At 32.2% G+C, this 25,348-nt stretch carries 17 protein-coding genes; 9 read left to right on the top strand and 8 right to left on the bottom strand.

Annotation, left to right across the window (positions count from 1 at the left end; genetic code table 11):
* The first annotated feature begins 28 nt into the window (after positions 1 to 28).
* The 6 genes from JM82_RS08870 to JM82_RS08845 all read left to right on the top strand — a co-directional run bounded on the left by JM82_RS08870 (position 29) and on the right by JM82_RS08845 (position 5,568).
* Positions 29 to 913, top strand: coding sequence for a DUF6268 family outer membrane beta-barrel protein (locus tag JM82_RS08870; RefSeq protein WP_145002467.1), 885 nt, complete (start codon positions 29 to 31; stop codon positions 911 to 913).
* Positions 913 to 2,076 (top strand): sigma-54-dependent transcriptional regulator, encoded by a 1,164-nt coding sequence (locus tag JM82_RS08865; RefSeq protein ID WP_145002465.1) that lies wholly within the window; start codon positions 913 to 915, stop codon positions 2,074 to 2,076. The genes JM82_RS08870 and JM82_RS08865 overlap by 1 nt, the downstream gene beginning before the upstream one ends.
* Positions 2,077 to 2,082: 6 nt before the next feature.
* On the top strand, positions 2,083 to 2,961 hold the full coding sequence (locus tag JM82_RS08860; protein ID WP_145002462.1) for a PPK2 family polyphosphate kinase: 879 nt from the start codon (positions 2,083 to 2,085) through the stop codon (positions 2,959 to 2,961).
* Between the two features lie 222 nt (positions 2,962 to 3,183).
* Positions 3,184 to 4,581, top strand: coding sequence for a M20/M25/M40 family metallo-hydrolase (locus JM82_RS08855; RefSeq protein ID WP_145002459.1), 1,398 nt, complete (start codon positions 3,184 to 3,186; stop codon positions 4,579 to 4,581).
* 32 nt (positions 4,582 to 4,613) lie between these two features.
* Entirely contained in the window at positions 4,614 to 5,183 is a 570-nt protein-coding gene (locus JM82_RS08850; RefSeq protein WP_145002456.1) for a hypothetical protein, read from the top strand.
* A 10-nt stretch (positions 5,184 to 5,193) separates the two neighbouring features.
* Entirely contained in the window at positions 5,194 to 5,568 is a 375-nt protein-coding gene (locus JM82_RS08845; RefSeq protein ID WP_145002453.1) for a glyoxalase/bleomycin resistance/extradiol dioxygenase family protein, read from the top strand.
* A gap of 18 nt (positions 5,569 to 5,586) precedes the next feature.
* Here the strand turns inward: JM82_RS08845 and JM82_RS08840 are convergent, their stop codons facing one another.
* Both JM82_RS08840 and lysA read right to left on the bottom strand, forming a co-directional pair.
* Positions 5,587 to 7,080: a sensor histidine kinase gene (locus tag JM82_RS08840; RefSeq protein WP_145002450.1), complete on the bottom strand. Its 1,494-nt coding sequence runs from the start codon at positions 7,078 to 7,080 to the stop codon at positions 5,587 to 5,589.
* 242 nt (positions 7,081 to 7,322) lie between these two features.
* Positions 7,323 to 8,531, bottom strand: coding sequence for a diaminopimelate decarboxylase (gene lysA, locus JM82_RS08835; protein ID WP_145002447.1), 1,209 nt, complete (start codon positions 8,529 to 8,531; stop codon positions 7,323 to 7,325).
* Positions 8,532 to 8,725: 194 nt separating this feature from the next.
* Here lysA and sucC point away from each other — a divergent pair, with 194 nt between their 5' ends.
* Positions 8,726 to 9,916: an ADP-forming succinate--CoA ligase subunit beta gene (sucC, locus tag JM82_RS08830; RefSeq protein ID WP_145002444.1), complete on the top strand. Its 1,191-nt coding sequence runs from the start codon at positions 8,726 to 8,728 to the stop codon at positions 9,914 to 9,916.
* A 95-nt stretch (positions 9,917 to 10,011) separates the two neighbouring features.
* Here sucC and JM82_RS08825 read toward each other — a convergent pair whose 3' ends face one another.
* Positions 10,012 to 10,344, bottom strand: coding sequence for a DUF1456 family protein (locus JM82_RS08825; protein WP_145002441.1), 333 nt, complete (start codon positions 10,342 to 10,344; stop codon positions 10,012 to 10,014).
* Positions 10,345 to 10,777: 433 nt separating this feature from the next.
* Between JM82_RS08825 and JM82_RS08820 the strand changes: the two genes are divergently transcribed.
* Complete coding sequence (locus JM82_RS08820) at positions 10,778 to 11,179, top strand: TerB family tellurite resistance protein (RefSeq protein ID WP_145002438.1); 402 nt, start codon at positions 10,778 to 10,780, stop codon at positions 11,177 to 11,179.
* A gap of 36 nt (positions 11,180 to 11,215) precedes the next feature.
* Here JM82_RS08820 and uvrB read toward each other — a convergent pair whose 3' ends face one another.
* Positions 11,216 to 13,219 carry an excinuclease ABC subunit UvrB gene (gene uvrB / locus JM82_RS08815; protein WP_145002435.1) on the bottom strand — a complete coding sequence of 668 codons (2,004 nt, stop codon included), beginning with the start codon at positions 13,217 to 13,219 and terminating at the stop codon, positions 11,216 to 11,218.
* 173 nt (positions 13,220 to 13,392) lie between these two features.
* On the opposite strand from uvrB, the gene JM82_RS08810 reads away from it, so the two are divergent.
* Positions 13,393 to 13,749 carry a hypothetical protein gene (locus JM82_RS08810; protein ID WP_145002432.1) on the top strand — a complete coding sequence of 119 codons (357 nt, stop codon included), beginning with the start codon at positions 13,393 to 13,395 and terminating at the stop codon, positions 13,747 to 13,749.
* Between the two features lie 34 nt (positions 13,750 to 13,783).
* Here the strand turns inward: JM82_RS08810 and JM82_RS08805 are convergent, their stop codons facing one another.
* From JM82_RS08805 to JM82_RS08790, 4 genes are all read right to left on the bottom strand, one after another.
* Entirely contained in the window at positions 13,784 to 16,114 is a 2,331-nt protein-coding gene (locus JM82_RS08805) for a T9SS type B sorting domain-containing protein (RefSeq protein ID WP_145002429.1), read from the bottom strand.
* A 59-nt stretch (positions 16,115 to 16,173) separates the two neighbouring features.
* Positions 16,174 to 20,991 carry a T9SS type B sorting domain-containing protein gene (locus JM82_RS08800; protein WP_145002426.1) on the bottom strand — a complete coding sequence of 1,606 codons (4,818 nt, stop codon included), beginning with the start codon at positions 20,989 to 20,991 and terminating at the stop codon, positions 16,174 to 16,176.
* A 124-nt stretch (positions 20,992 to 21,115) separates the two neighbouring features.
* A complete protein-coding gene (locus tag JM82_RS08795; protein WP_145002423.1) occupies positions 21,116 to 22,954 on the bottom strand; it encodes a gliding motility-associated C-terminal domain-containing protein in 1,839 nt (612 codons plus the stop codon).
* A 33-nt stretch (positions 22,955 to 22,987) separates the two neighbouring features.
* A complete protein-coding gene (locus JM82_RS08790) occupies positions 22,988 to 25,348 on the bottom strand; it encodes a T9SS type B sorting domain-containing protein (RefSeq protein ID WP_145002421.1) in 2,361 nt (786 codons plus the stop codon).

Here is a 25,348-nt window from a genome sequence, read left to right as displayed (position 1 = left end):
ATATAGAAATTAAATAATTATAGATTATATGAAATTACATTTTGGAACCATTTTACTAACATTAACGCTACTATGTGGTGTAAATGTAGCCCATGCACAATTAACAGATTTAGCTAGGTTAGAGTATTCTTATGTGCCCAAAAGTAATTCTGAAGATAGTTTTGATAGATTTAGAGGGTTATTAAATTATCCTATCAAAACAAGTGAAGACTGTTATTTAATTGTTGGTGCAGAATATAGTAGGTTGACCCTAGATTTAGAGGACGATTACCCTTTTCCAACCTCTAATTTAAGACGATTACATATCATAGATTTTAATTTAGGTTACACATTTAAACTCTCAGAAAATTGGCGATTAGGTGCTAAGATTACACCAAGAATAGCATCTACACTTAGACATAAAATCACAGGTGATGATATGTTTTTAAATGGAGGTGTATATGCTATAAACGATAAGATAAAAGACCAAAACATAAAAAAACCATATAGATTAGTATTAGGACTGACATATAATAGTACAACAGGTATACCATTACCACTACCTTTTGTAAGTTATTTTAGACGTTTAAATGAAAACTGGTCTTATAACTTAGGAGTGCCTAAAACAAATGTGAAGTACTTTTTTAACGAAAAAAACATCGTACAAACCTTTGTCGGAATTGATGGTTATTTTGCCAACACACAAGAAGTATTTACCATTGATGGTAAGGAAGCAGACAGTGTGTCTTTATCAGTAATATTGGCAGGTTTGGGTTACGAGTATTGTTTTACAGACAATTTAGTATGGTACTCATACGTAGGTTATACTTTAAGTATGAGTAACAGAATAAGAGACGAAAATAGAGAAGACGTATTTAAGTTAGACAACGTAAACGCGTTTTATTTAAGAACAGGAATTAAATTTAAAATATAATGCCAAAAATTTTAGTAATAGAGGATGAAGCAGCAATTAGAAGAGTATTGGTCAAAATCCTGTCAGAGGAAAATGATAAATATGAGCTAGAAGAAGCTGAAGACGGATTAGTAGGAATCGATAAAATTAGAAAAAACGATTACGATTTAATCCTATGTGATATTAAAATGCCTAAAATGGATGGTGTTGAGGTATTAGAGGCTGTCAAAAAAATAAAGCCAGAAATACCAATGGTCATGATTTCTGGACATGGAGATTTAGATACAGCAGTAAATACAATGCGTTTAGGTGCATTTGATTACATATCCAAGCCACCAGATTTAAATCGTTTACTAAATACAGTAAGACATGCTTTAGACAGAAAAGAGTTAGTTATTGAAAACAAAATTCTTAAAAAGAAAGTCAGCAAAAAATATGAAATGATAGGAGATAGCGACGCTATTTCTCAAATCAAAGACATTATAGACAAAGTTGCACCAACAGATGCTAGAGTCTTAATTACAGGTCCAAACGGAACAGGTAAAGAGCTAGTCGCACATTGGTTACACCAAAAAAGTGATCGTGCTAAAGGTCCAATGATAGAGGTCAACTGTGCGGCAATACCAAGCGAGCTGATAGAAAGCGAATTATTTGGACACGTCAAAGGTGCCTTTACAAGTGCAGCCAAAGACAGAGCAGGTAAATTTGAAGCAGCCAATGGTGGAACTATTTTTTTAGACGAGATTGGTGACATGAGCCTATCTGCACAAGCCAAAGTATTACGTGCTTTGCAGGAAAGTCGCATACAACGTGTAGGTAGTGATAAAGATATAAAAGTAGATGTGCGCATCGTAGCAGCAACAAATAAAGATCTAAAAAAGGAAATCGAAGACGGAAAATTCCGTGAAGATTTATATCACAGATTAGCAGTAATTTTAGTTAAAGTACCAGCATTAAATGACAGACGTGATGACATACCATTATTAATAAATCATTTTTCAGCTAAAATTGCCGAAGAGCAAGGCACAGCCAATAAGACATTTTCTAAAAAAGCAATCAATTTATTAAAAGAATATGATTGGACAGGAAACATTAGAGAGCTTCGTAACGTAGTCGAAAGATTAATAATTTTAGGAGGTACAGAAGTTAGTGAGCAAGATGTAAAACTTTTTGCAAGTAAATAAAATAACATGAAAGACATCAATATTAACGACCATAAAATCACTTCAAAAATAAAGCTAAGCGACCTACCAAGTAAGCTAGATTTAAAAGCAGACAAGGATACCACAGAGGACGCTTTGCGCAAAGTAAGACGCCAATTAGGTAAGCTACAAGACACCATGTATGCACACGGTAAATACTCGGTTTTAGTATGTTTACAAGGTATGGATACCTCAGGAAAAGACAGTTTAATACGCGAAGTTTTTAAAGATTTTAATGCAAGAGGTGTTGAGGTTATGAGCTTTAAAGTACCAACAGAATTAGAGCTTAAACACGATTATCTTTGGAGACACTATATAAAATTACCAGCTCGAGGTAAATTTGGAGTCCACAATCGCACACACTATGAAAACGTTTTGGTAACACGTGTACATCCAGAGTATATTTTAAACGAAAAACTACCATTTGTAAACAGTATTGACGATGTAAACGATGTCTTTTGGGACCAGCGTTTTGATCAAATCAATAACTTTGAAAAACACCTGACACAAAACGGTACAATAATTTTTAAATTTTTCATGAATTTGTCAAAAGACGAACAACGTAACAGATTATTACGTCGTTTGGACAAGCAAGAAAAAAACTGGAAATTCTCAGCAGGCGACTTAAAAGAGCGTAAGTTATGGGACAAATACATGGACTGTTATCAGGATGCAATAAACAGAACAAGCAAGGATAACGCACCATGGTACAACATTCCAGCAGACGATAAACCAACAGCACGATTAATTGTAGCTCAAATTTTGTATGACACTTTAAAACAATATTCAGACATAAAAGAGCCAGATTTGGATGACAAAACCAAAGCTAATCTGCATTTATACAGAGAGCAATTAAATAACGAATAGTATATTTTGGGCGTTACCACAAGGGTCGCGCTTTCCATTATATCTTTTTTTGCCATATATGGCAGCAAAAAAAGGATGTCATTACAATCGCTAACGCAAACCAAATGACCTAAAAAAAACATACTTAAGGTTAATCAAAATAATACAAGAGACCTGATAGGATTAATATTCTGTCAGGTCTTTTCATATTTAAATACTATCTTTAAAGTAAAATTACCAACCATGAAAAAACTAACAATTCTTCTAACACTTTTAGTGTCTATTAATGTTCTAGCACAAACAGACCAAGACGCATTAAAAACAATATATAGTCAGTCCTTAACCAATGGTAAAGCCTACCAATGGTTAGACTATTTATCAAATCAAATAGGAGGACGATTATCAGGATCTGTAAACGCAGAAAAAGCAGTACAATACACAAAATCCGAACTAGAAAAACTAGGATTAGATAAAGTATGGCTACAAGAAGTTATGGTTCCAAAATGGGAACGTGGCGCAAAAGAGGTAGCACATTTTACAAGTAATAACAACAAATTTGAAGTCAATATTTGTGCTTTAGGTGGCTCAGTAGCAACTGCCAATTCAGGGTTAGAAGCTACAGTAATAGAAGTAAAAAGTTTTGAAGAGCTTGCTGCACTTGGTGATAAAGTAAAAGGAAAAATTGTCTTTTTTAATGGTGCCATGAATCCAGAATTAATTCACACCTTCGAGGCTTATGGAGGATGCTCCAAACAACGTTATGCAGGAGCTTACGAAGCAGGAAAACTAGGAGCAGTTGGCGTAATTGTGCGTTCTCTTAATTTACGTCAAGACGATTTACCACACACAGGAAGTATGGGTTACATGGATTTGCCTAATGAGCAACGTGTACCATCTGCAGCAATAAGTACCAATGATGCTAATAAACTATCCGAAGCCCTAAAAAAAGATGCCAATCTAAAATTCTATTTTAAACAAAACTGTAAACAGTTTGAAGACGTTTTGTCATATAATGTTATAGGTCAAATTACTGGAAGCGAATTCCCTGAAGAAATTATGGTTGTTGGAGGTCACTTAGATTCATGGGATTTAGGAGATGGATCGCATGACGATGGAGCAGGAGTAGTACAATCTATGGATGTAATTAGATTATTAAAAGAAAGCGGAATTAAACCAAAACGTACCATTAGAGTTGTGTTATTTATGAATGAAGAGAATGGTTTGCGTGGCGGAAAAAAATACGCAGAAGTAGCATTGCGTCACAACGAAAATCATGTCTTTGCGTTAGAGAGTGACTCTGGAGGATTTTCACCTCGTGGTTTTAGTTTTGATTGTAGTGAAGCAGCATTAAACAAAGTATTAAGTTGGGAGTCTTTATTTAAACCATACTTAATTCACTATTTTGAAAAAGGATATAGTGGTGCAGACATTGGACCACTAAAAAACGATAACATTGTTTTGGCTGGCTTACGTCCAGACTCACAACGTTATTTTGATCATCATCATGCAGCAAACGATACGTTTGATGCAGTCAACAAACGTGAGTTAGAATTAGGTGCAGCTACCATGACAAGCTTAGTGTACCTATTTGATAAATACGGAACAAGTAATATCCCTCAGGTTAAAGAGTTTAAGGATTAATTGTTGTATTTAACTGTTTCAAATTTTTAAAAATGAAAACACTAGTGCTTTTTTTATCATTACTAATTACAACAAATATGGTGGCTCAATCAGATTCAAATATTCCGTATTATGAGCTTCCTGAAGTATCAGAGCATTTTACAGCTGGTACTGTTGCAGCTAGACAAATAGATGCACTAGGCTTTAGATTTTATCACGCAACAGATGGATTATCAGCAAAAGATTTAGACTTTAAGCCTTCAGATTCGGTAAGAACAACAGCCGAAACCATAAAACATATTTATGATTTGTCTATAATCATTTTAAATTCGACTTTAAAAAAAGCAAATACTAAAGATGCTCTAAAACTATCTTTTGAAGCACAGCGTGTAGCGACTTTAAATAATTTAAAACAAGCTGCAGATATTTTAAGAAGTAGTGATGATATTTCGCAATTCAAAATTATTTTCGGCGAAAGCCAAATCCCGTTTTGGAATAATATTAATGGACCAATCGCAGATTCTATTTGGCATTGTGGTCAAATTGCATCGTTTAGACGTGTAACCAATAATCCAATCAGTCCCAATGTTAATCATTTTACAGGAACGGTTAAAAATAAATAATTATAATTTTATGACTCCAATTCTACATCAAATTCATCCTATACTTCCTGTTCAAAACGTATTAGCTGCTTTGTTTTTTTATACGCAAAAATTAGGTTTTGAAATCGCATTTGCAGACGATTCTAAAGATCCAAAATACGTAGGCATTAAAAGAGACCATATAGAAATACATCTAATATGGAAGGATGAAAAAGAGTGGGATTTTACTATTGACAGACCTATGTTGCGCATTGTTACACAGCATGTAGATGTTTTATATCAAGAATATAATTTTAAAAATGTGTTTCCTAAAGAGACTGAAGTTATAAAATCAGATTGGGGAACAAAAGAGTTTTCGTTTTATGATTTATATAACAATGGGTTAACCTTTTATCAAAACAGTTAGTTAAAAACCAGTTAGTTTTTAATTTTTAAAATATAAAGTAAAAGTAGTGCCTTGATCTACAATGCTTTCTACTTCAATTTTACCACCAATTGCATCTATTTGATTTTTTACTATAAATAACCCTAATCCTCTAGAGTCTTTATGCTTGTGAAAAACATTATACATCCCAAATAGCTTGTCCTTATGTTTATCTAAATCAATACCTTGACCATTATCACTAATTTTTAATATGGTATATACTTCAGTTTTGTAGGCTTTTAGTGTTATTTCAGGGTTTACATTTTGCCTTCTATACTTAATTGCGTTTGTTAAAAAGTTTATTAAAATGCTATCCAAGTAAGCAGGTATTGCATTAACAGTTATATTGTTATCGATTAATATTTTAACATCAACATTGTTGGATATAGTAGCTGCTGTAATGTTAGACATGGCATTGTTACTATATTTTAATAAGTTTAGTGGTACTAAAGCTTCCTTATCTAAAGCACTATACAATGCTACTTCATTTAAGTTTTCAATAGTTTCATTTAGATTACCTATGGCTTCTTGCATTAAAGGAAAATATTCATCTTTAGTGTTTTCAGGATAATCTTCCTTTTTTAAAGTTAACAACATTTCTAAATTCCCACCATGTGAACTTAAGTTATGCGAAACAATTCTAGCAAAGTTTAAAAGCCTGTCGTTTTGTTTAGAGCTAATAGATAATAAATCGGATATTTTATTTTTACTAAGTTCAATTTCAGAAATATCATTAATGTTTGCTATAAAATGCTGAGGATGTCCATGATCGTCTCTTACTATTGTTGCTGATAAATTACAATATAAAACCTTCCCATTTTTATGAAGGTACCTTTTATTAACTGTAAAATTGTCTGATTTTCCGGATAAAAGTAAAGTAAGTTCCTTGTTTCCTATTGTGAGGTCTTCTTTATATGTGATGTCTTTAAAACTTAATTTTAAAAGTTCTGATTCAGTATAACCTAATATTCTACAAATGCTATTGTTTACTTTAAGCCAACCACCAGTCAAGCTAACTTTAGCCATTCCTGTTAAAGAGTAGTCAAATAGCGATCTAAATTCTTTCTCTTTTATTAACGTTTTTTTTGATTGCAGTGTTTTTTGTGTAATATCCTGAAAAACACCTCTAAGTGCAACGCAAACCCCATTTTTAAATTTAGGATGTCCAATGGATCTTACCCATTTTTCTTCTCCTTTTGAAGTTATAATGATAAACTCATCATCAAAATTTTCTCCTTTTTGTAAGGCTTTTTGAAATAAGTCTAAAATTTTCTCACGATGTTGTCCTTTTTTATAAAAGTTAATGGCAGTATCAACATTTGGGACGTAATTGGCAACAACATCATGGATTTTTTTTGTTACGCTACTCCATTTTAAAGTATTTGATAACATATTTAATTCCCAGGATCCAATAGCTAGAGCATCTTCAATAGTATTTAAAAAACCTTTATCAAGGATTTCATCAGATAATATCTCGTTATTATCAGTTTGCATAGGTAGGGAATTTGAGGTAGTTGCTATTAATTGTTAAAAAATAAAATAATTTTATTCTTTATAATGGCGAATCTAAGTAATAAAACGGATTAAATACAAGTAATTAGGTTAAAATACGTTAATTTTAACTTTTAAGTAGCTTTTAACTTACAAATATACTGGAGTGCGTTGTCTAATTTTAGATATTTAACTACAAATAGCCAATTTGGTAAAAATTAGCCATTTATAGGCTTTGAAAATTATTATTTAAACTTAATCTCAATTTGATTTTGTATAAGATCCTCAAACGTTTCGCGTTTTCTTATTAAATGTGCTTCGCCTTTATATACTAAAACTTCAGCAGGTTTATATCTAGAGTTGTAATTACTAGCCATAGAGTAGCAGTAAGCTCCAGCATTACTAAAAGCTAATATGTCGCCTTCGTTAATTTCAGAAATGCGTCTGTTGTTGGCAAAGGTATCCGTTTCACAAATATAACCTACTACACTATAAAATCGCTCGCGACCTTTAGGGTTGGAGATATTTCTAATTTCATGTTGTGAACCATACAACATTGGTCTTATTAAGTGGTTAAAACCGCTATCTACTTGAGCAAAAACAGTAGATGTTGTTTGTTTTACAACATTAACGTTAACTAAAAACTGTCCAGCTTCACTAACTAAAAATTTTCCAGGCTCAAAAGCTAAGGTTAAAGGTTTGCCATAATCCTTACAAAACTGATTAAACCTTGCACTTAGTTTGTCTCCTAACTCTTCAATATTTGTTTCAATATCTCCAGCTTTATATGGGACTTTAAAACCAGATCCAAAATCTATAAACTCTAAATTTTTAAAGTGTTGTGCAGTATCAAACAATATTTCGCTAGCATATAAAAACACATCTATGTCTAGAATATCGCTTCCTGTGTGCATGTGTATACCATTAATATTCATTTTAGTATTTTCAACTATTCTTAAAATATGTGGTATTTGATGTATAGAAATTCCAAATTTACTATCAATATGTCCTACTGATATGTTGGTGTTTCCGCCAGCCATCACATGAGGATTTATTCTTATACAAACAGGTATGTTTGGATATTTAGTACCAAATTGTTCTAAAATAGATAAATTATCAATATTGATTTGACAACCTAATTTGGCAACACTTTCTATTTCATGCAAGGACACACCATTAGGAGTAAAAATAATATTTTGTGCTTTAAAACCTGCAGCTAAACCTAGTTGTACCTCTTGTATAGACACAGTATCTAGTCCTGCACCTAGTTGTTTCATCAGCTTTAATATAGATATATTAGATAATGCTTTAACAGCATAATTAATTTTTAATTGTTTAACACTTTTAAAAGCAGAGGTTAGTCTATTATATTGTTGTGCGATTTTATCTGCATCGTATATGTATATAGGACTATCAAAGTCTTTAGCTATTTGTAGTAATTGATTGTTTTGCATCTCAAATTTTTTTCAAAGTTATTTTTTTAAGCCTATTTAAAAATTAAAACAACATAATATTACACATTTAAAACAAATTGTTAATTATTTAACAAAATTAAAAAATGGATTTACTTATTTTTTCATAATTAAATATTAGGGTAAGTAAATGTGATTATTTACTTTTGTAACACTAAAATTTTACTCTATACAAGATGAATTTACACGAATATCAAGGAAAAGAATTATTAAGCAGCTTTGGCGTACGTATTCAACGTGGTATTGTTGCACAAAATGCTGATGAAGCGGTTGCTGCAGCTAAAAAATTAACTGAAGATACTGGAACAGGATGGCACGTTGTTAAAGCGCAAGTTCATGCTGGTGGACGTGGTAAAGGTGGTGGAGTTAAGTTGGCTAAAAACTTAGACGCAGTTAAAACTATCGCTGGAGAAATTATAGGAATGGATTTGGTAACACCTCAAACTTCAGCAGAAGGTAAGCGTGTGCACCAAGTATTAATATGTGAAGATGTATACTATCCTGGAGATTCTGAGCCAGAAGAATATTATATGTCAGTATTATTAAATAGAGCTAATGGACGTAACATGATTATGTATTCTACAGAAGGTGGAATGGATATTGAAACTGTTGCAGAAGAAACTCCGCATTTAATTTTTACAGAAGAAATTGATCCTGCAACTGGAATCTTACCTTTTCAAGCACGTAAAATTGCTTTTAACTTAGGGTTATCAGGAGCAGCGTTTAAAGACATGACTAAATTTGTAACAGCATTATACACTGCTTATGACAAGTCAGACTCTTCATTATTTGAAATCAACCCAGTTTTAAAAACTAGTGATGATAAAATAATGGCAGTTGATGCTAAAGTAACAATTGACGATAACGCATTATTTAGACATAAAGATTTAGCAGCAATGCGCGATTTACGTGAAGAAAATGCTATTGAAGTTGAAGCAGGAGAACAAGGACTTAACTATGTTGACCTTGACGGAAACGTAGGTTGTATGGTAAATGGTGCTGGTTTAGCAATGGCAACTATGGATTTAATTAAGCAAGCAGGTGGAGAGCCAGCTAACTTTTTAGACGTTGGTGGTACTGCAGATGCAGCAAGAGTAGAAATTGCTTTCGAGCTTATTTTAAGAGATCCAGCTGTTAAAGCAATTTTAATTAACATTTTTGGTGGTATCGTTCGTTGTGATCGTGTTGCTCAAGGTGTAATTGATGCTTACAAAAACATGGGTAACATTAGTGTACCAATTATCGTACGTTTACAAGGTACTAATGCAGATATCGCTAAAAAATTAATTGATGATTCTGGATTAGATGTAATGAGTGCTACAGAGTTCCAAGAAGCAGCAGACAAAGTACAAGCAGTATTAGCTTAATACTTTAATATATATACTAAAAAAAGAGCAACTTAAATAGTTGCTCTTTTTTTTTGTATAAAATTAATTATCCATTTGCCTAAAGTAATTACAAATTACTTATCGTCTCTTTTAGGACGTGTATTGGGCTTATTAAAATTCTTTTTATTGTTAAAGGTTTTTGTTTTCGCTTTCGCTGAAACTTCGCCTTTAGGTTTTTCTCCTTTTTTAGGCATTGGACCTCTTAAATGAATAACTAAACCATTTAAAAAATTTCGTAAAATTTGATCACCACATTCTACATAATTTGGATGGTCTTCTCTTCTAAAAAAAGCACTTAGCTCTGTTTTTGTAATTCTAAAGTCTACTAATTCTAAGATTTCTACAATGTCAGTATCTCTTAACTGATGTGCAACTCTTAGTTTTTTAAAAATATCGTTATTAGTCATTTGTCGTGTTTAAAAAGCAAAAGTACAAAATACAAAGTATAAAAACAGATTCCATAAGTTTAATAGAATTTCAATTTCAAAAATCTATTTTTAAATTATAATAGGTTTAAAATTTATACATGAGATGTAGTTTTAGCGGTTGTAATATTTTAATGTTTTTTAAAAAAGTGATGTATTCAGTTTTATAGATTTTAATTTAATACTTTTATTTAAGTCTCTTAAAATTAACGAATTAATAATTGGCTAATAGCGTTTTAAAGGTCAAAATTAAGGTTGTAATTCATTTTGTTTTTAGAGTTTTAAAATTTAGATTAGACAGAAATATCTAAAAAAACGATGTATAGCTATGTTATTTTCGATAAGCTACGTGCTTTCAACGATTATTAATTATGTTTTATTCTTAACTTTATAAAGTATAATTAATCCCTTATTTATGCCTAACAGAGTAGAGAAGTTAAGTTTATTATCAGAAATGATTGCATTTGCGAAAAGTGATGACAGTATAAAATCTGTTGAATACAATTTTTTGTTAGCAGTTGCAAAACAGTTAGAAATCTCTAGAGAAGATTTTGATTACCTTATTAATAATCCTGTTAATAGAATGGTATTAAAATCGCATAGCGAGCGTATTGTTCAATTTCATAGAATGGTATTGTTAATGCATGTTGATCAAGAACGTACACAACAAGAGTTAGCTAAACTTTATAATTATGGATTGCGTATGGGATTAAACCATGAGTCCATTACTAAGGTATTATATCTAATGGAGGGCTTTCCGGATATGATGGTTCCTGCTGAGGTTTTGATAGATATCTTTAAAGTGCAGTATAATTAATATTAAGTATACTTTTTTTTAAATGATTAAATATAACTAGGCTTTCAACTCTTCAAGTTTACCTTGAAACATTTTAATTTCGTCACGTAATTTAGCTGCAATAATAAAGTCTAATTGTTTGGCAGCTTCCTCCATCATTTTACGTTTTTCTCTAATTTTCTTTTCTAAATCACCTTTACTTAAATATTCGCTTTCAGGCTCTGCAGCACGTGCAGCTTCCAACTCATAACTATAAGTACTAACAGAGTTTTGTGTTAAAGCACTATCTAAGCTTTTATTTAATGCCATAGGCACTAATTTGTTTTTTGTATTGTAGGCTATTTGTTTTTCACGTCTATATTCGGTTTCGTCAATAGTTTTTTGCATACTGTTAGTTATTTTGTCAGCATACATAATTGCTTTTCCGTTAAGGTTTCGTGCTGCACGACCAACGGTTTGGGTTAAAGATCTTGCAGATCTTAAAAATCCTTCCTTATCCGCATCCAAAATAGCTACTAAAGAGACTTCTGGTAAATCTAAACCTTCACGTAGTAGGTTTACACCAACCAAAACATCATAAATACCTTTACGTAAATCTTGCATGATTTGGACACGCTCTAAAGTATCCACATCACTATGTATGTAGTTCACTCTAATATTGATTCGGCTTAAATATTTGGTTAATTCTTCAGCCATACGTTTAGTTAAAGTGGTAACTAAAGTACGCTCGTCTTGTTCAATGCGCTGTTGTATTTCTTCAATTAAATCATCTATTTGATTTAAGCTAGGCCTAACTTCAATTATAGGGTCTAATAGACCTGTTGGACGTATCACTTGCTCCACATAAAGTCCATCTGTTTTTTGAAGCTCGTAATCTGCTGGAGTAGCACTTACATAAATTACTTGATTTTGCAAGGCTTCAAACTCTTCAAATTTTAAAGGTCTGTTGTCCATTGCAGCAGGCAATCTAAAACCGTAATCGACTAAGTTTTCTTTTCTGCTTCGGTCACCACCATACATAGCGTGTACTTGTGATACAGTCACGTGACTTTCGTCAACAACCATCAAATAATCATCCGGAAAATAATCTAATAAACAGAAAGGACGTGTACCAGGCTCACGACCATCAAGGTAACGTGAGTAGTTTTCAATTCCAGAACAATAACCCAATTCGCGTATCATTTCTAAATCAAACTCGGTACGTTCTTTTAATCGTTTTGCTTCTAGGTGTTTTCCTATTTCTTTAAAGTAATCGTATTGTTTAACTAAATCGTCTTGTATAGATTTTATAGCATTTTGTAACACGTCAGGAGAGGTTACAAACATATTTGCAGGATAGATTGTTAGTCTATCGTATTTTTCAACTATTTCGTTTGTTTGAATATTAAAGGATTCAATTTCTTCAATTTCATCTCCAAAAAAGTGAATTCTAAATGCATCATCTGCATAACTTGGAAAAATATCCACTGTATCTCCTTTTATTCTGAAATTTCCATGTTTAAAATCAGCTTCCGTACGTGAATATAAACTTTGTACTAATTGATGTAATAATTTGGTGCGCGAAATTTGTTGGTCAACTTCAATGGAAATAACATTTTTCTGAAACTCGACTGGATTTCCAATACCATATAAACAAGATACTGAAGCTATAACAATTACATCACGACGTCCAGATAATAGGGAAGAGGTTGTGCTTAATCGCATTTTCTCTATCTCTTCGTTGATAGATAAATCTTTTTCTATGTACACACCAGAAGTTGGTATGTAAGCTTCAGGTTGGTAATAATCATAATAAGACACAAAATACTCGACAGCATTATCAGGAAAAAACTGTTTAAACTCAGAGTATAACTGTGCAGCTAATGTTTTGTTATGTGCTAAAACTAATGTTGGTTTTTGTGTTTCTTCAATAACATTGGCAACAGTAAATGTTTTACCAGAACCTGTAACACCAAGTAACGTTTGGTATTTATCTTGTCCATTTAATCCACCAACCAATTGTTTGATTGCTTGAGGTTGATCTCCTGTGGGTTTAAACTCTGATTTGATTTTGAATTTCATAATGTAAAATTACAGAATATTAAGCAGATATTTATTTAAAGGAAGGTTAAGGTTTATAGCCAAAAACTACTAAAATTATAAAAAATATAAGTTTTTATAAAAAACTACATATTTCATTTTTAATTAACTGATAATTAGTATATTAAAACAGTTTTAATGGTAGGTTTCATTTCATGAAAAAAATTATAGGCATCATATTAATTGTTGTAAGTACTCTATTTACTTTTGTAGGTCTTGTAAATTTGCTTGATAGCAAACCAAGTGACGCTCCAATTTGGGCTGAATTAATAACATTATTTATTTTTATTGGTATTGGATATTTGGGTATTAAGCTTTTTAAAAGCAAGAACAATTTTAGAGTCAATCGACCGGATTGGGGAGAATTCGGTTTTCTTAATTTGATTTTGGCAGTTGTATTTATTATTGTTGGTATTATTGCTTTAAATGAAGGCGTAGTGTCAATGCAAATAGCAGGATTTATAGGAGCTGCTAAATTTTTATTTTCATTTATTAGAGGTTTTTTTCGATAAAAGTAATTTTACTTTATTATCTAGATAATTAGCACTAACGAATTAAACTAAAATGACCTCTGATTTTTTGACCATTAGATCTAGAAACTAAATACCAGTAATCATTACTAGGTAATAATTGGCCATTTAAAGTACCATCCCAACCTGAAGATTGTGGATTTAAAAGATGAATTAACTTACCATAGCGATCAAATATTTTAATATCTAAATCCGTATTAAAAGCATCATTAATACCTATTGGTTTCCAAAATTGATTGTAATTATCTCCATTTGGAGTAAAAAATTGTGGAAAGCCTAAGATGGCAATGGTTTGCTCTGACATTCCGCAGCCATCAATTTCTCTAACATAAACTGTATGAATGCCTGGAGACACATTTGAAAACGAATTAGAGGGTTGATATGTCCCATTGTCTAAAGTATATTCAAAATCTCCTGTGTTAGATAGCGTTACCGTCACTGTATTGTTGGTTGTTAATTCTGTATAGTCTACATTTTCAATAATAGGTGCTTCAATTGAAGTAACTGTTATGTCTCTGGTGTTTGAGCAACCGTTGGTGCCTGTAATAATAACAGTATAAACTCCTATTTGGTTTGCTTCAATAAAAGAGGTGTTTACTCCAGTGTCTACTCCGTTTAATAACCATTGGTAGTAATAGTTATTTGGTAAGTCGTTTAATACTCCTCCATTTAAGGTTATGGTTTCAGGAAAATTATTTAAACAATATTCAAAGCTTTCGTTTTCCGAAATTTCTGGTGTAAAAAGTACATTTAAGTTAACGTCTGTTACAGCATAACAATCCGATCCATTAGTGGTTACTTGTGCATAAATGGTTTGAAAATCTGGAATTGTAGAGTCGAAGTTTGTTGGCAACGGATTGTTTTCCGCGAAAGCGTCCTCTTGCGTTAAATAATAATTTACAGTAGCTCCTGCTGGAACTAAAGGTGTAATTTGGGTGCTTACTTGGCTTAAATCAAAAGTGGTTAATCCATCAATTATGGCATCGTCACAAGCGTCTAAATTATAAGTAGGTAAATTATTATTTGAAATTTGTAACGTTATCTGACTTATAGCTGTACAATTGGATAAATTATTTATAACTAAAGCGTAAACCACTTGATTGATTGTAGTATTTTGAAAACTATCAGGCGTTGTTATGGCATTTATTTGTTGTTCTGCATCTGTTAACGCATTATAAAAACCAATGATAGATAAATCTGGATTGCCAACAGTAATGGTTTGATCTGTATCAAATAAATTATAAGTTGTTATGCCATCTTGCTCTAAATCGCATTGGGTTAAGGTTGTGTTTATGGTTGTAGGTGCAGGAAACTGCTCAATCACAATTTCGCCATAAGATATGCAACCATTGGATAAGGTTACCTCTACATTATAAGTTCCAGTATCTGCTACTGTTAGGATAGGATTAACTTCAGTAAGAAGCTCTGTACCATCTTTAAACCATTTGTAAATTATGGCTCCAGTTTGTGTGGCATCTAGGTCTATGCTTTGGTTTTCGCATAGTGCGTTGTTTGTAGACTCAAGTAAGTTTGGACCTAAATCTGTAGTTAATTCAAAACTTCCAGCTTCTAAAAATACAGCAGAATCATATCTGTAGTTTTGTTCATCTGCGATTACCAATTTAACTTCGTAAGTGGTATTAGGTACTGTGTTAGCTACTGCAGACAGGACTTTGGTTTGACCATTAAAGTTAATTGGTGCAGTATTATCATTCCAGCTTCCAAAATAAAATTCGTTTTCTTCTTGACAACCGCCAGGTATTTCTGGGTGAACAGTTGTCACTTTTACAGGAACTTGAGTGCCAGGAACAAGTGCAATGTTTTCGTAGTCTGTTGTGCCTATTTCACGAATTAAAAATCCAAATAGGTCAGAATATTGGCATGTATTGGCGTTGTTTTCTTGATATTCTTCTGAAGCAAAAATATAATTAAAGCTAATTTGTGTAGCCTCAGAGGTAAACTGAAACTCTAATATGGTTGCATTTAAAGTATTAGTTTCGTCTAGTGCAATCTCCAAATCTTGGTCACCATCCCAACCAGCAGCATCATCATCACTTAAAGAATCGTTAGGACCATCAACATTACTTAAACGACCTGTACTTAAAACAATTCCGCTTTGAAAAGGAAATGTGGTACCTGTGGCGTCAAAATATCCATAACTTTGGTCTGATCCTCCAAAATTACCACCAACAACATTAGTTACTTGTACATTTGTAATACAACTACTATCAATTAAGATATCCTCTACAAGTTGCTGAGGTGTATAGGTTTGAACATCTGTAACTACGTTTTGAGCAGATGAAAAACTTACAATTAAAAATAGAATAATAAAGAGTCTTTTTTGCATACCTTTTTAATGGTTTGCAAAGGTAAAAAAACAATTTTTGTTAAATGAAATTTGAAATGTTAAAGCTTAAGTGTAAAATGTCCTTTTTTCTGAAACGCTATAGCGCCTTTTTTTATGTCTGCAACGTACCAATAATCACTTGCAGGCATTAAGTTGCCATTATATCTGCCATCCCATCCAAGAGAAGCATGTGTTAATGTTTTTAGTAATTTACCATAACGATCGTAAATATTAACCACAGTACCTTTAAGTTGGTTTACACCAGTAATATGCCAATAATCAAAATAGCCATCACCATTAGGTGTAACAAATTTTGGTACATCTATTATAACTACCTCTTTGGTTGTTGAGTTACATCCATTTAAATCTATTACAGTTATTGTATGTGGACCAATTGGTACATTACCAAAAATGTTAGAGTCTTGAGGGTCTAAGTCGTCAAGCTGATATAAATAATCACCAATACCAGAAACGGTTACTGTAATATTATTTGGGTCTGAAAAATCTACTGTTTCGGTAAAGTCAATAGTTGCAGCTTCTGACTCTGAAACGGTAAAAGTAGCTGTAGAAGTACAGCCAAATTGTGATGTAACGGTTACTGAGTATGTTCCTGTTTCTGTAATTTCAATATAACTTAAACTACTACTTGTAGACCAGCTATAACTGTCTGTTGGGATATTAGTTTCGGCAGTTACTATTAATGGTAAGTTTTCTAAACATAACACTTGGTCTTCAATGTCTACTTCTGGTTTTCTGCTAACAATAGTCGCAAAGCTAGTGGTGTTAAAACATCCTGTAGCGTTGTTTTCTATTCTTACATAATATAGTGTGTTGTTTTCTGAGTCTACAAGTAAATCTGTTAATGCATTTGTATTATTAATAGCATCGTTTTGTGTTGTAAAATAAGATACACTAAAGTCACTAGGGTTTTGTCCATCTAATGCAAAAGGAGTTTGTTGACTTAAATCAAAGATGGAGAATGTGTCAAAATCATCATCGCAATTTTGTAAATCTAACAATGTACCTAAATTAGGTGTTGGGTTTACTGCCAAAACAAAAGGTTGAATAGTAAAACAAGTACTGCCTGTGTAGTTAGCACGAGCAAATACAGTATTATTTGTTACACTATAAACGTAATTTGTATTTAATGGATTTTGTTCTGATTGAGCATCTGCTTGATTAGCATAATAAGCAATTTGAATGTCTAATGTTGTGTCAATCAATGCATTTAGTGCATTGTTTAAATTATATGTAAAAGTAGCATCTTCGCAAATATCTAAAACCACGTTTGGAGTAATAGTAGGAGGCACGTCTACAATTAAATCTAAAGGTATTTGTGCATAACAATTAGATACAGTATTAGATATTTTAATAAACACAGTCTGTGGATTAGATGTGTTGGTAAAATTAGAAGGATCACTAATTTGATTTGTTCCAAGCTCTAGATCTGTAACAGATGTAAAATATTCAATTACAATATTGTCTTGTCTAATAGATAGAACCTCTACTTCTGATTGTGTTAAATCAAAACTACTAAAGCCATCTAAATCATCATCACATTGTTGTAATGCACTAGCTACATTAGTTTGTGGTACAGCAATAACGTTAAACTCAAAACTAGTAATGCCTTTACAGTAAGTACCATTATCTACAGTAACAAAAATTTGCTGTGGATTAACAGTTGTTGTAAAGTTATTAGGTAATGGATTAGATTGTGTTTCGGCATCAGCCATATTAAGGTGGTAAGTGATGCTTAACGTTTCAGGAGAACCTGCACTGATTTGTGTTGAAATTTCTGAAAGATTAAAGGTTTCAAAGCCATCATTACTAACATCGTCACAAACAAATATATCTGTAGGATTGTTGTAGATTGGGTTAGAACCCACTTCTATTTGAAAAGATGAGGTACCATAACAATCTGTATTTGTATAATTTTGAACACGAACATATATGGTTTGAGGGTTTGATGTATTTTCAAAAACGGTTGTTTTGTCTATAGCGTTGCTGTTGCTATCTGCATCAGCTTGCGATAAATAATAAAGAACTTCTTTACCAATTTGTCCATTTAATATTTCTGCATCTTTATCAATAAAAATAAACTCTCCAATTTGATTACCATCAGTTTCACAATTAATTAATGTTGTTATTGGATTAAAAACAGGTAATGTATTTACATAAATAGTGATAACCTCAATAGAATAGCAACCAGTAATACTGTTTTCTATTCTTGCAAAAACCATTTGCGTATTAGCATTGTAGTTTTGGTAATCTGCTATGGCATCTGTATTACTTTGAGCATTGACTTGAGAGTTATGAAATGTGATTGTTCTGTCTGATGTGTCAGATACCATTTGATTAATAGTAGTTGATAAATCAATTATAGAAAAACCATCTTGATCGTCATCACATACCAATATGTTATCAGGAGTTGTTGTCGTTGGAGCAGGTAATACATTAATTGTTAGGTTTGATGTAGCACTGCAACCATTCTCGTTTTGTACACGTACATAAACCGTTAATGGATTAACTGTATTGTAATAAAACGCAGGTAAAGGGTTTGAGTTAGACTGACTGTCTGCTTGAGTTTCAAAATAAGAAACCGTTCCACCTGCAATATCTGTTGCAACGTAATCATCAAACGTATGTAAATCTATACTAGTAAAGCCATCGTCATCTGTGTCACAATAATCTTGAGAGGTTAGTGTTTGAATATCAAACCCATCGTTGATTATTAATTGTATAGTTGCGTTGTGTGTACACGTTAAGCTATTTAATATAATGTATAATGTTTTTGGCGACGCATTTACAACATACTGTACATTTTGATTAATTGGGTTTATGTTAGCCAATTGGTCTGCTTCAGTTTCGTAAAAGTCAATAGTAACATCTTCTAATCCATTAATTATGGCTTCAGCTACTTGTAATAAATCAAAATCCACAATACCATCATTTGATGGATCATCACATTCAAAATAATCTATTATTTCTGTACCTGTTTCTAATAAAAAAGTGTGAATCTCTAATGGTACTACAGATGCGCAACCAGTTGTGTTATCTTCTACTCTGATAAAAACAGTTTGCTGAAAATCTGTAGTATTAGGGAAGTTGGTCGGATTAGCAATAGGGTTTGAACCACTATTAGCATCATCCAATGTTTCGTGATATGTTACAGTTACATTAGTTAAGCCTTGTAGTACATCATCAATATTTTGAGTTAAATCAAAGGTGTCAAAGCCATCTCCATCAGAATCACAAGCGTCTAACATTTGCGTGTCTGGATTTATTGCAGGATTAACATTGACTTGTATGTCTAAAGTTGTGGTTGTATTGCATCCCGTAGTTATATCTATAATACTAACATATAATGTTTCAGTACTAGTAGCAGGAGTATAAGGCGAAGCTATTGGGTTTAATCCACTTTCGGCATCAGCCAAATTATAGTGGTAATTAACATTATAATTACTGTTACCATTTGATATTTCGTCATCTTTATCTGTAAGTGGCACAGAAGCACCTCCTGCAGAACATACAGTTAAAGGTGTTGGATTGGTTATAGTTAAGTAAGGGTTAATTATAAGATTAAACGTACCAATATACACACATCCTGAAGCATCATCTTGAACGCGGTAAAATACAGATTGTGTTGACGTTGTACTTAAATAATTTACTAGGGCATTTGTGTTATTTTCTGCTTCGGTTTGATTAAGATGAAACGTTGTAGTATACGATGCACTTGGTAAAGCAGCTTCAGCTTCCGATATTTTAATAGATAAATCAAAGTTTTCTTCTCCATCGTTAGACACATCGTCGCATACAATTATGTCTGTTAATGTATCTGCAAGTTGTATGCTATTAAGTGTAACGTTTACTGAATCTTCAAACGTGCAAAAATCGGCATTTAAAGGTACAGTAATTTCTACTTTATAATTACCGTCAGTATTTACTAATAACGTGCTTCCGGTTTCTCCTGTGATAACAGTGTCATTAAATAACCAAGTGTAAGTTGCTAAAGGATTGTCTGTATTGGCATCTAGAGTTACTGTAGCATCACATGTTGTTATATCATCTCCAAGATTTACACTATCTGTAAAACTATTTCCTTCTATAAAAACAGCTGTATCAAAGTTTCGGTCTGTTTGATCTGCTATAATTAATTTTATATTGTATTGTACATTAGGTAATATACTTGCAGAAGCAGTTAAAACAGTTGTACGACCATTAAAATTTGTATCTCCAATGTTATAACCTTCAAAATAGGCATTGTTTTCTGCAGGACAAAAACCTACGATTTCGTCATGAATTGTATTTGTATTTACAGCAGTAGACGTTCCGGGAACTACTGCAATGTTTTGATAAGGATTACCACTTCCTGCCTCGCGAATTAAAAAAGCAAAACCATCCGAGTATAAACAAGGATATTCAGCAAAATACTCTTCTGAAGCTAAAATGTAATTAAATTGAACATTGCTTGATGTAGAAATAAAATCGAATTGTATAGAGGTTGCGTTTAAGGTATTGTCTATGCCTAAAGCAGCTTCTAAATCAGGATCTGTACCCCAAGCAACAGTCCCTTCATTTAAAGGGTTAGTATTTTGTGTGTTTCCTGCTGATGTAGCGCTACCTGTGGATAGCATTATTCCGTTTTCAAAAGGAAAACCTGAACTTGCATTTTCAAAATAACCAAAACTGGAAAATCCATTAACATTTCCGTTAATGGTAGATGTAATATTTGTTACTTCAACACAACCTTGTACTAAATTATTTTCTACAAGTTGTTGGGCTGTAAATGAGTCGTCTACTGTAATTTGTTGTGCATGAGTAGACAAGCAAAACAAGATAAATGTAGCAATGATTGGGGTTTGTAGGTTAAGTTTCATTGACAATAAGGGAATTTAAATCACGATGAATAACATATTTCATCGTTATAATGTGCAATGATACGTTAATTATCGATTAAACGCAATAATTATCGATTAAAAGTTTAAATTAATTGTTTGTTCCTTAATAGTTTACGTAAACCCAACCTGTTTTTGTTTTATATTTTGGGTCATTTAAATTCAGTACATAAAAGTAGGTGCCTACAGGTACTATTTTACCTTGGTTATTTAGACCTTGGTTTATTTGACCATGCCACTTTAAATTGTCATCACCTTTAAATATTAAAGTGCCATAACGATTGTAGATTAATAATTCGTGATTTTCAAAAATGGTATATAAACCTTGTATATTAAAATGGTCGTTATTAGTATCTTGGTTTGGAGAAAAGCCTTGAGGTATATATGGAGGACAATGTTCTGTAAATAAATCAAATTTAAATATGTCAAAACAAATATCAGTCATAGCTGTAATATATATGGTTTGAGGTGTGTTGTTTGAAAAATAATTACTGGGATTTATTATATTGGTATTATTAGAAATAGCTTCTAAAGTTTCAAAAAATAAAAAATCCTGATAAATGGTTGTGTCTATTTGGTTTAATGTCTTAGTTAAATCATAATGCGACTTATTATAACCTTCATCACATGCTAATAATGGATTTAATTGTATGGTTTGCGGTAAAGGTATTAGCTGTATTACTTCAAAGGTATCATTATTAACTTCATTAGTTTCTGTTACAATACCATTATAGGTACCATCATTATCCACTGCAATTTCTAAAATAAAGTTATCAGTAAAAGTATTTGGAACCTGGAAACTGATTTGATTGGTTTCCTCTCCACCAATTAATATTGTATTGATGGTTTGATTTTGTGCTACCAGAATACCATCTATAAAAAAAGCAATAGGTGTATTTGCAGGCAAACTGTCTGTACTATTATAATTAAATACAGAGTAGTTTACAGTTAAAATTCTATCATTGCAAGTAACCTGGTAATTATTTAATTGGATAGTAACGTCTGGTAATTGACTATTTAAAACCGTAATAATATTATTGATTATTATTAAATCGGCTCTAAAAGTTCCACTAGAATCTAAACCTCCTGTTGTTAAGTTAATTGTAACCTCTGTATCTCCTATAGCGATGTTGTTTTCTATATTGTAAACATCTAAATCTGCATTATAAAAATCAGTAGCATTAGTAAAAGTATTGGTGCCATTAAAAGCATTGTTTGCTAAATTAAGAGGAGGATTGGATAATACATTACCATTAATAGATAGGGATTCGCCATAGTTTAAGGCATTATCACCTTCCCAAGCTAAAAAACCAATTTTGGCATTGTCATTATCAAGGACATTAACATTTTCTAAAACGATAGTTTTGTTTTGTACGTCTCCATTAATAATTTCTAATCCTAAAAATAGATTTACTTGATTTAAAGGAAGTGTACTGTCTTCAAAAATAACATAAAGACTCCATCCTGCATAGTTGGTCCTATTATTACAATATCCAGCTGTTGAGGTTAGTACTTCTGAAATATCTAAATTTGCAAATAAGTAGTCGCCATTACCATGCGTAATTACCAAATTGGTAACATCTGCATAGCTAGCAAAGTAAGTAAGCAACCCATCAGATCCAGCATTATAAGTAACATTATAAGTGTCTTCTGCAATTATTGTTTGGCTATTTAATGAGACTTCAGTATCTCCTGGTCCAGAGCCTGACCAAAACAAATATGCAGATATTATGTTGCTGTCCATAGGCAAGTTTAGACTTGCTTGAGACGAAGGTAAAATACTACAAAAGGATTGCGATAAATTATTTTCGGCTTGATTTAAAGTGTTTCCAATTGCTATATAATCATAACGTCCATTAAACTGTTGAAACAGGGTTATATCTTGCGCAATGGTAAATTGCGTTGATAAGGTAAATAGTATTAAAGCAATAATTGTACGATACATCTAATAGCGTTTCATGCTTAAATGTACGAATAACTAGCGTTTTAATGTAAAATGATTTTTATAAATTAAACCATTACTTAAGGTTACTACAAACCAATAATCGTTAGTTGGCATTGGATAGCCATTAAAACTGCCATCCCAACCAATGCTAGAAGGCTTAAATTGTTTTAACAATTTGCCATATCTATCAAAAATTTGAACTAGTGCGTTTTTTTTAGAATTGTCACTTAAACCTTCGACTTGCCAATAATCATTTTTACCATCATTATTTGGTGTAAAATAATCTGGAAATTTTATTAACCAGATTGGTGCTTCGGCAACACCACAATGGTTTTTATCTCTAATATAAACTATGTGGTTACCAGCAGTGGTGTTTTCAAAAATGTTTTCGTTTTGATAAGGACCATTTATGTTATCCAAAGCATATTCATAATCACCCAAACCTGAAACCATAACCGTTATTGTTGTGTTATTTGTAATAATTTCTTCTATGTAAGGAATGCTTGAAGCTGTAACTGTTACCAATCGGTCAGCATAACAGCCTTCAGGATTAGTGGTTGTTATGCTGCTTAAAAGTGTGATTCTTACAATATATTCACCAGGTTGAAATGCATCAATTTGTGGTGTGGTTTCTAAACTTGATAACCACAAAAATGAATATTGATTATGTGGTAAATCTAAATATCCGACATCAATAGTAACAAAATCTGAGACTGAATTTTTACACAAAAAAACATCTTCATCAGCTACGATTGGAGCAGAAACGGTTACTAAATCTAGCGTACTTATAGAAAAGCAATCACTAAACGTTCCATTAGATAGTGTTATGTAGATTGTTTGGTTAGTACTTGTTGCGTCGTAATTACTAAAATTTACTATATTATTTTCTTTCTGTTGCGCATCTTCTAAAGTTTCAAAATATGCAATATTATAATCTGGACTCAAGTAAGATGATGGTATTGCATTTTGTAGATTAAATAGATTGTCCGTTTCGCAGCTATATAATGGGTCTAAAGTTAAAACAGGTGGTTTATCAGTAATAGTTAAGGATCTGTAAAGGGTTTGGTTTTGACCATCTACAACAAAATTTATAGTAACATTAAAGGTGCCATAACTTGAAAAAACATGTGTTGGATTTAGTAATGTTGAGGTGTTGTTAATGCCAGAAGCAGGATCTCCAAAATCCCATTGTATGGCGTCTATGCTTGTGCTAAATTCTGTATAAAACTCTGTGACATCACCAAAACATGTATTATTAAATATGTTTGTAGCGTAAAAATAAGATTGAATAAAAGGTGGTAATCCTAATTGACATATCTTGTCATTTAAATTTACAAATCCTGACAATACATTACAATCCACACCAATAGTATTAGGATCTGTAATTACAGCCATAGACGTTCGGTCAAACTCAGCAACATAAATTTTTCCATCCAACGCTTGTTGTAAGGCACCAAAAGACCCAGTTCTTTGTCCAACGATAACATCAGATGCAATTATGCTTGACGCAGAATTTAAGCCTAAATTGTATTGATGGATAAAGGAAAGGTTTGTATCATAATTTAACTCGCTAACATAAAGTAATTGGCTATCTGGTGAAAACTCGCAACCATAAAATCCTGGATTATTTGTGCTTAAATTAGGAATATAAACAGGATTTGTGAGTTGTCCAGTTAGCGCATTAAAATCAAATACTTCTACTTGACTAACATAACTTACAACCGAAGCTACTTTTTCTCTATTAGGAGAGGCTTTTAAATATCCTATGGTTTGATTAATATCTCCTCCATAATATGTTCCAATACCAGATACAACAGGTGTTGTTGAGACACCTAAATCTGAAACCAGATAACTAACAAACTCGTTACTTTCCCATCTGTGGCTAATAACCCAAATGTCTTCACCATTAGACGCTTCGACAGCTGTAAGTTTTTCTGTAATAGGCGATTCTAGTAAGATGTTTTTATTAGCTGTTACTGCACCTAAACCACCAGATAAAGACAAATCAACTTCAGAAAACCTTAAGCCATTAGATCCAGCTCTGTCGTCTACCGTAAAAATATAATAGATGGTGTCACTATTAGGTTTTGGGATAATTATAGCAGACTGTGTGCTAGAGTCATTACCTAGCAAATCCAATCCATTAGTCATTATGTCATGGTTTTTGTTCCATACGGTTGATCCATCAGAGTAGATAATCAAGTTTCCGCTAGTGTCAGACATACTAGCACAACCTTCGGTAGTATTTAACTGAGAAGCACCTAAAGGTAAAGGATATCCAGAATTAAAATTAAGGCCAGCATTTTCTCCAAATGTCCAGTTTGCTGTTTCATTTTGTGAAAAACAAATAGTAATACACAGCATTACGGTTGTATATAATATTTGTTTCTTCAT

Source organism: Olleya sp. Hel_I_94, assembly GCF_007827365.1.
Taxonomy (GTDB): domain Bacteria; phylum Bacteroidota; class Bacteroidia; order Flavobacteriales; family Flavobacteriaceae; genus Olleya.
Note: the sequence above shows the minus strand (reverse complement) of the source record. Positions and strands in the feature narration are given on the sequence as shown.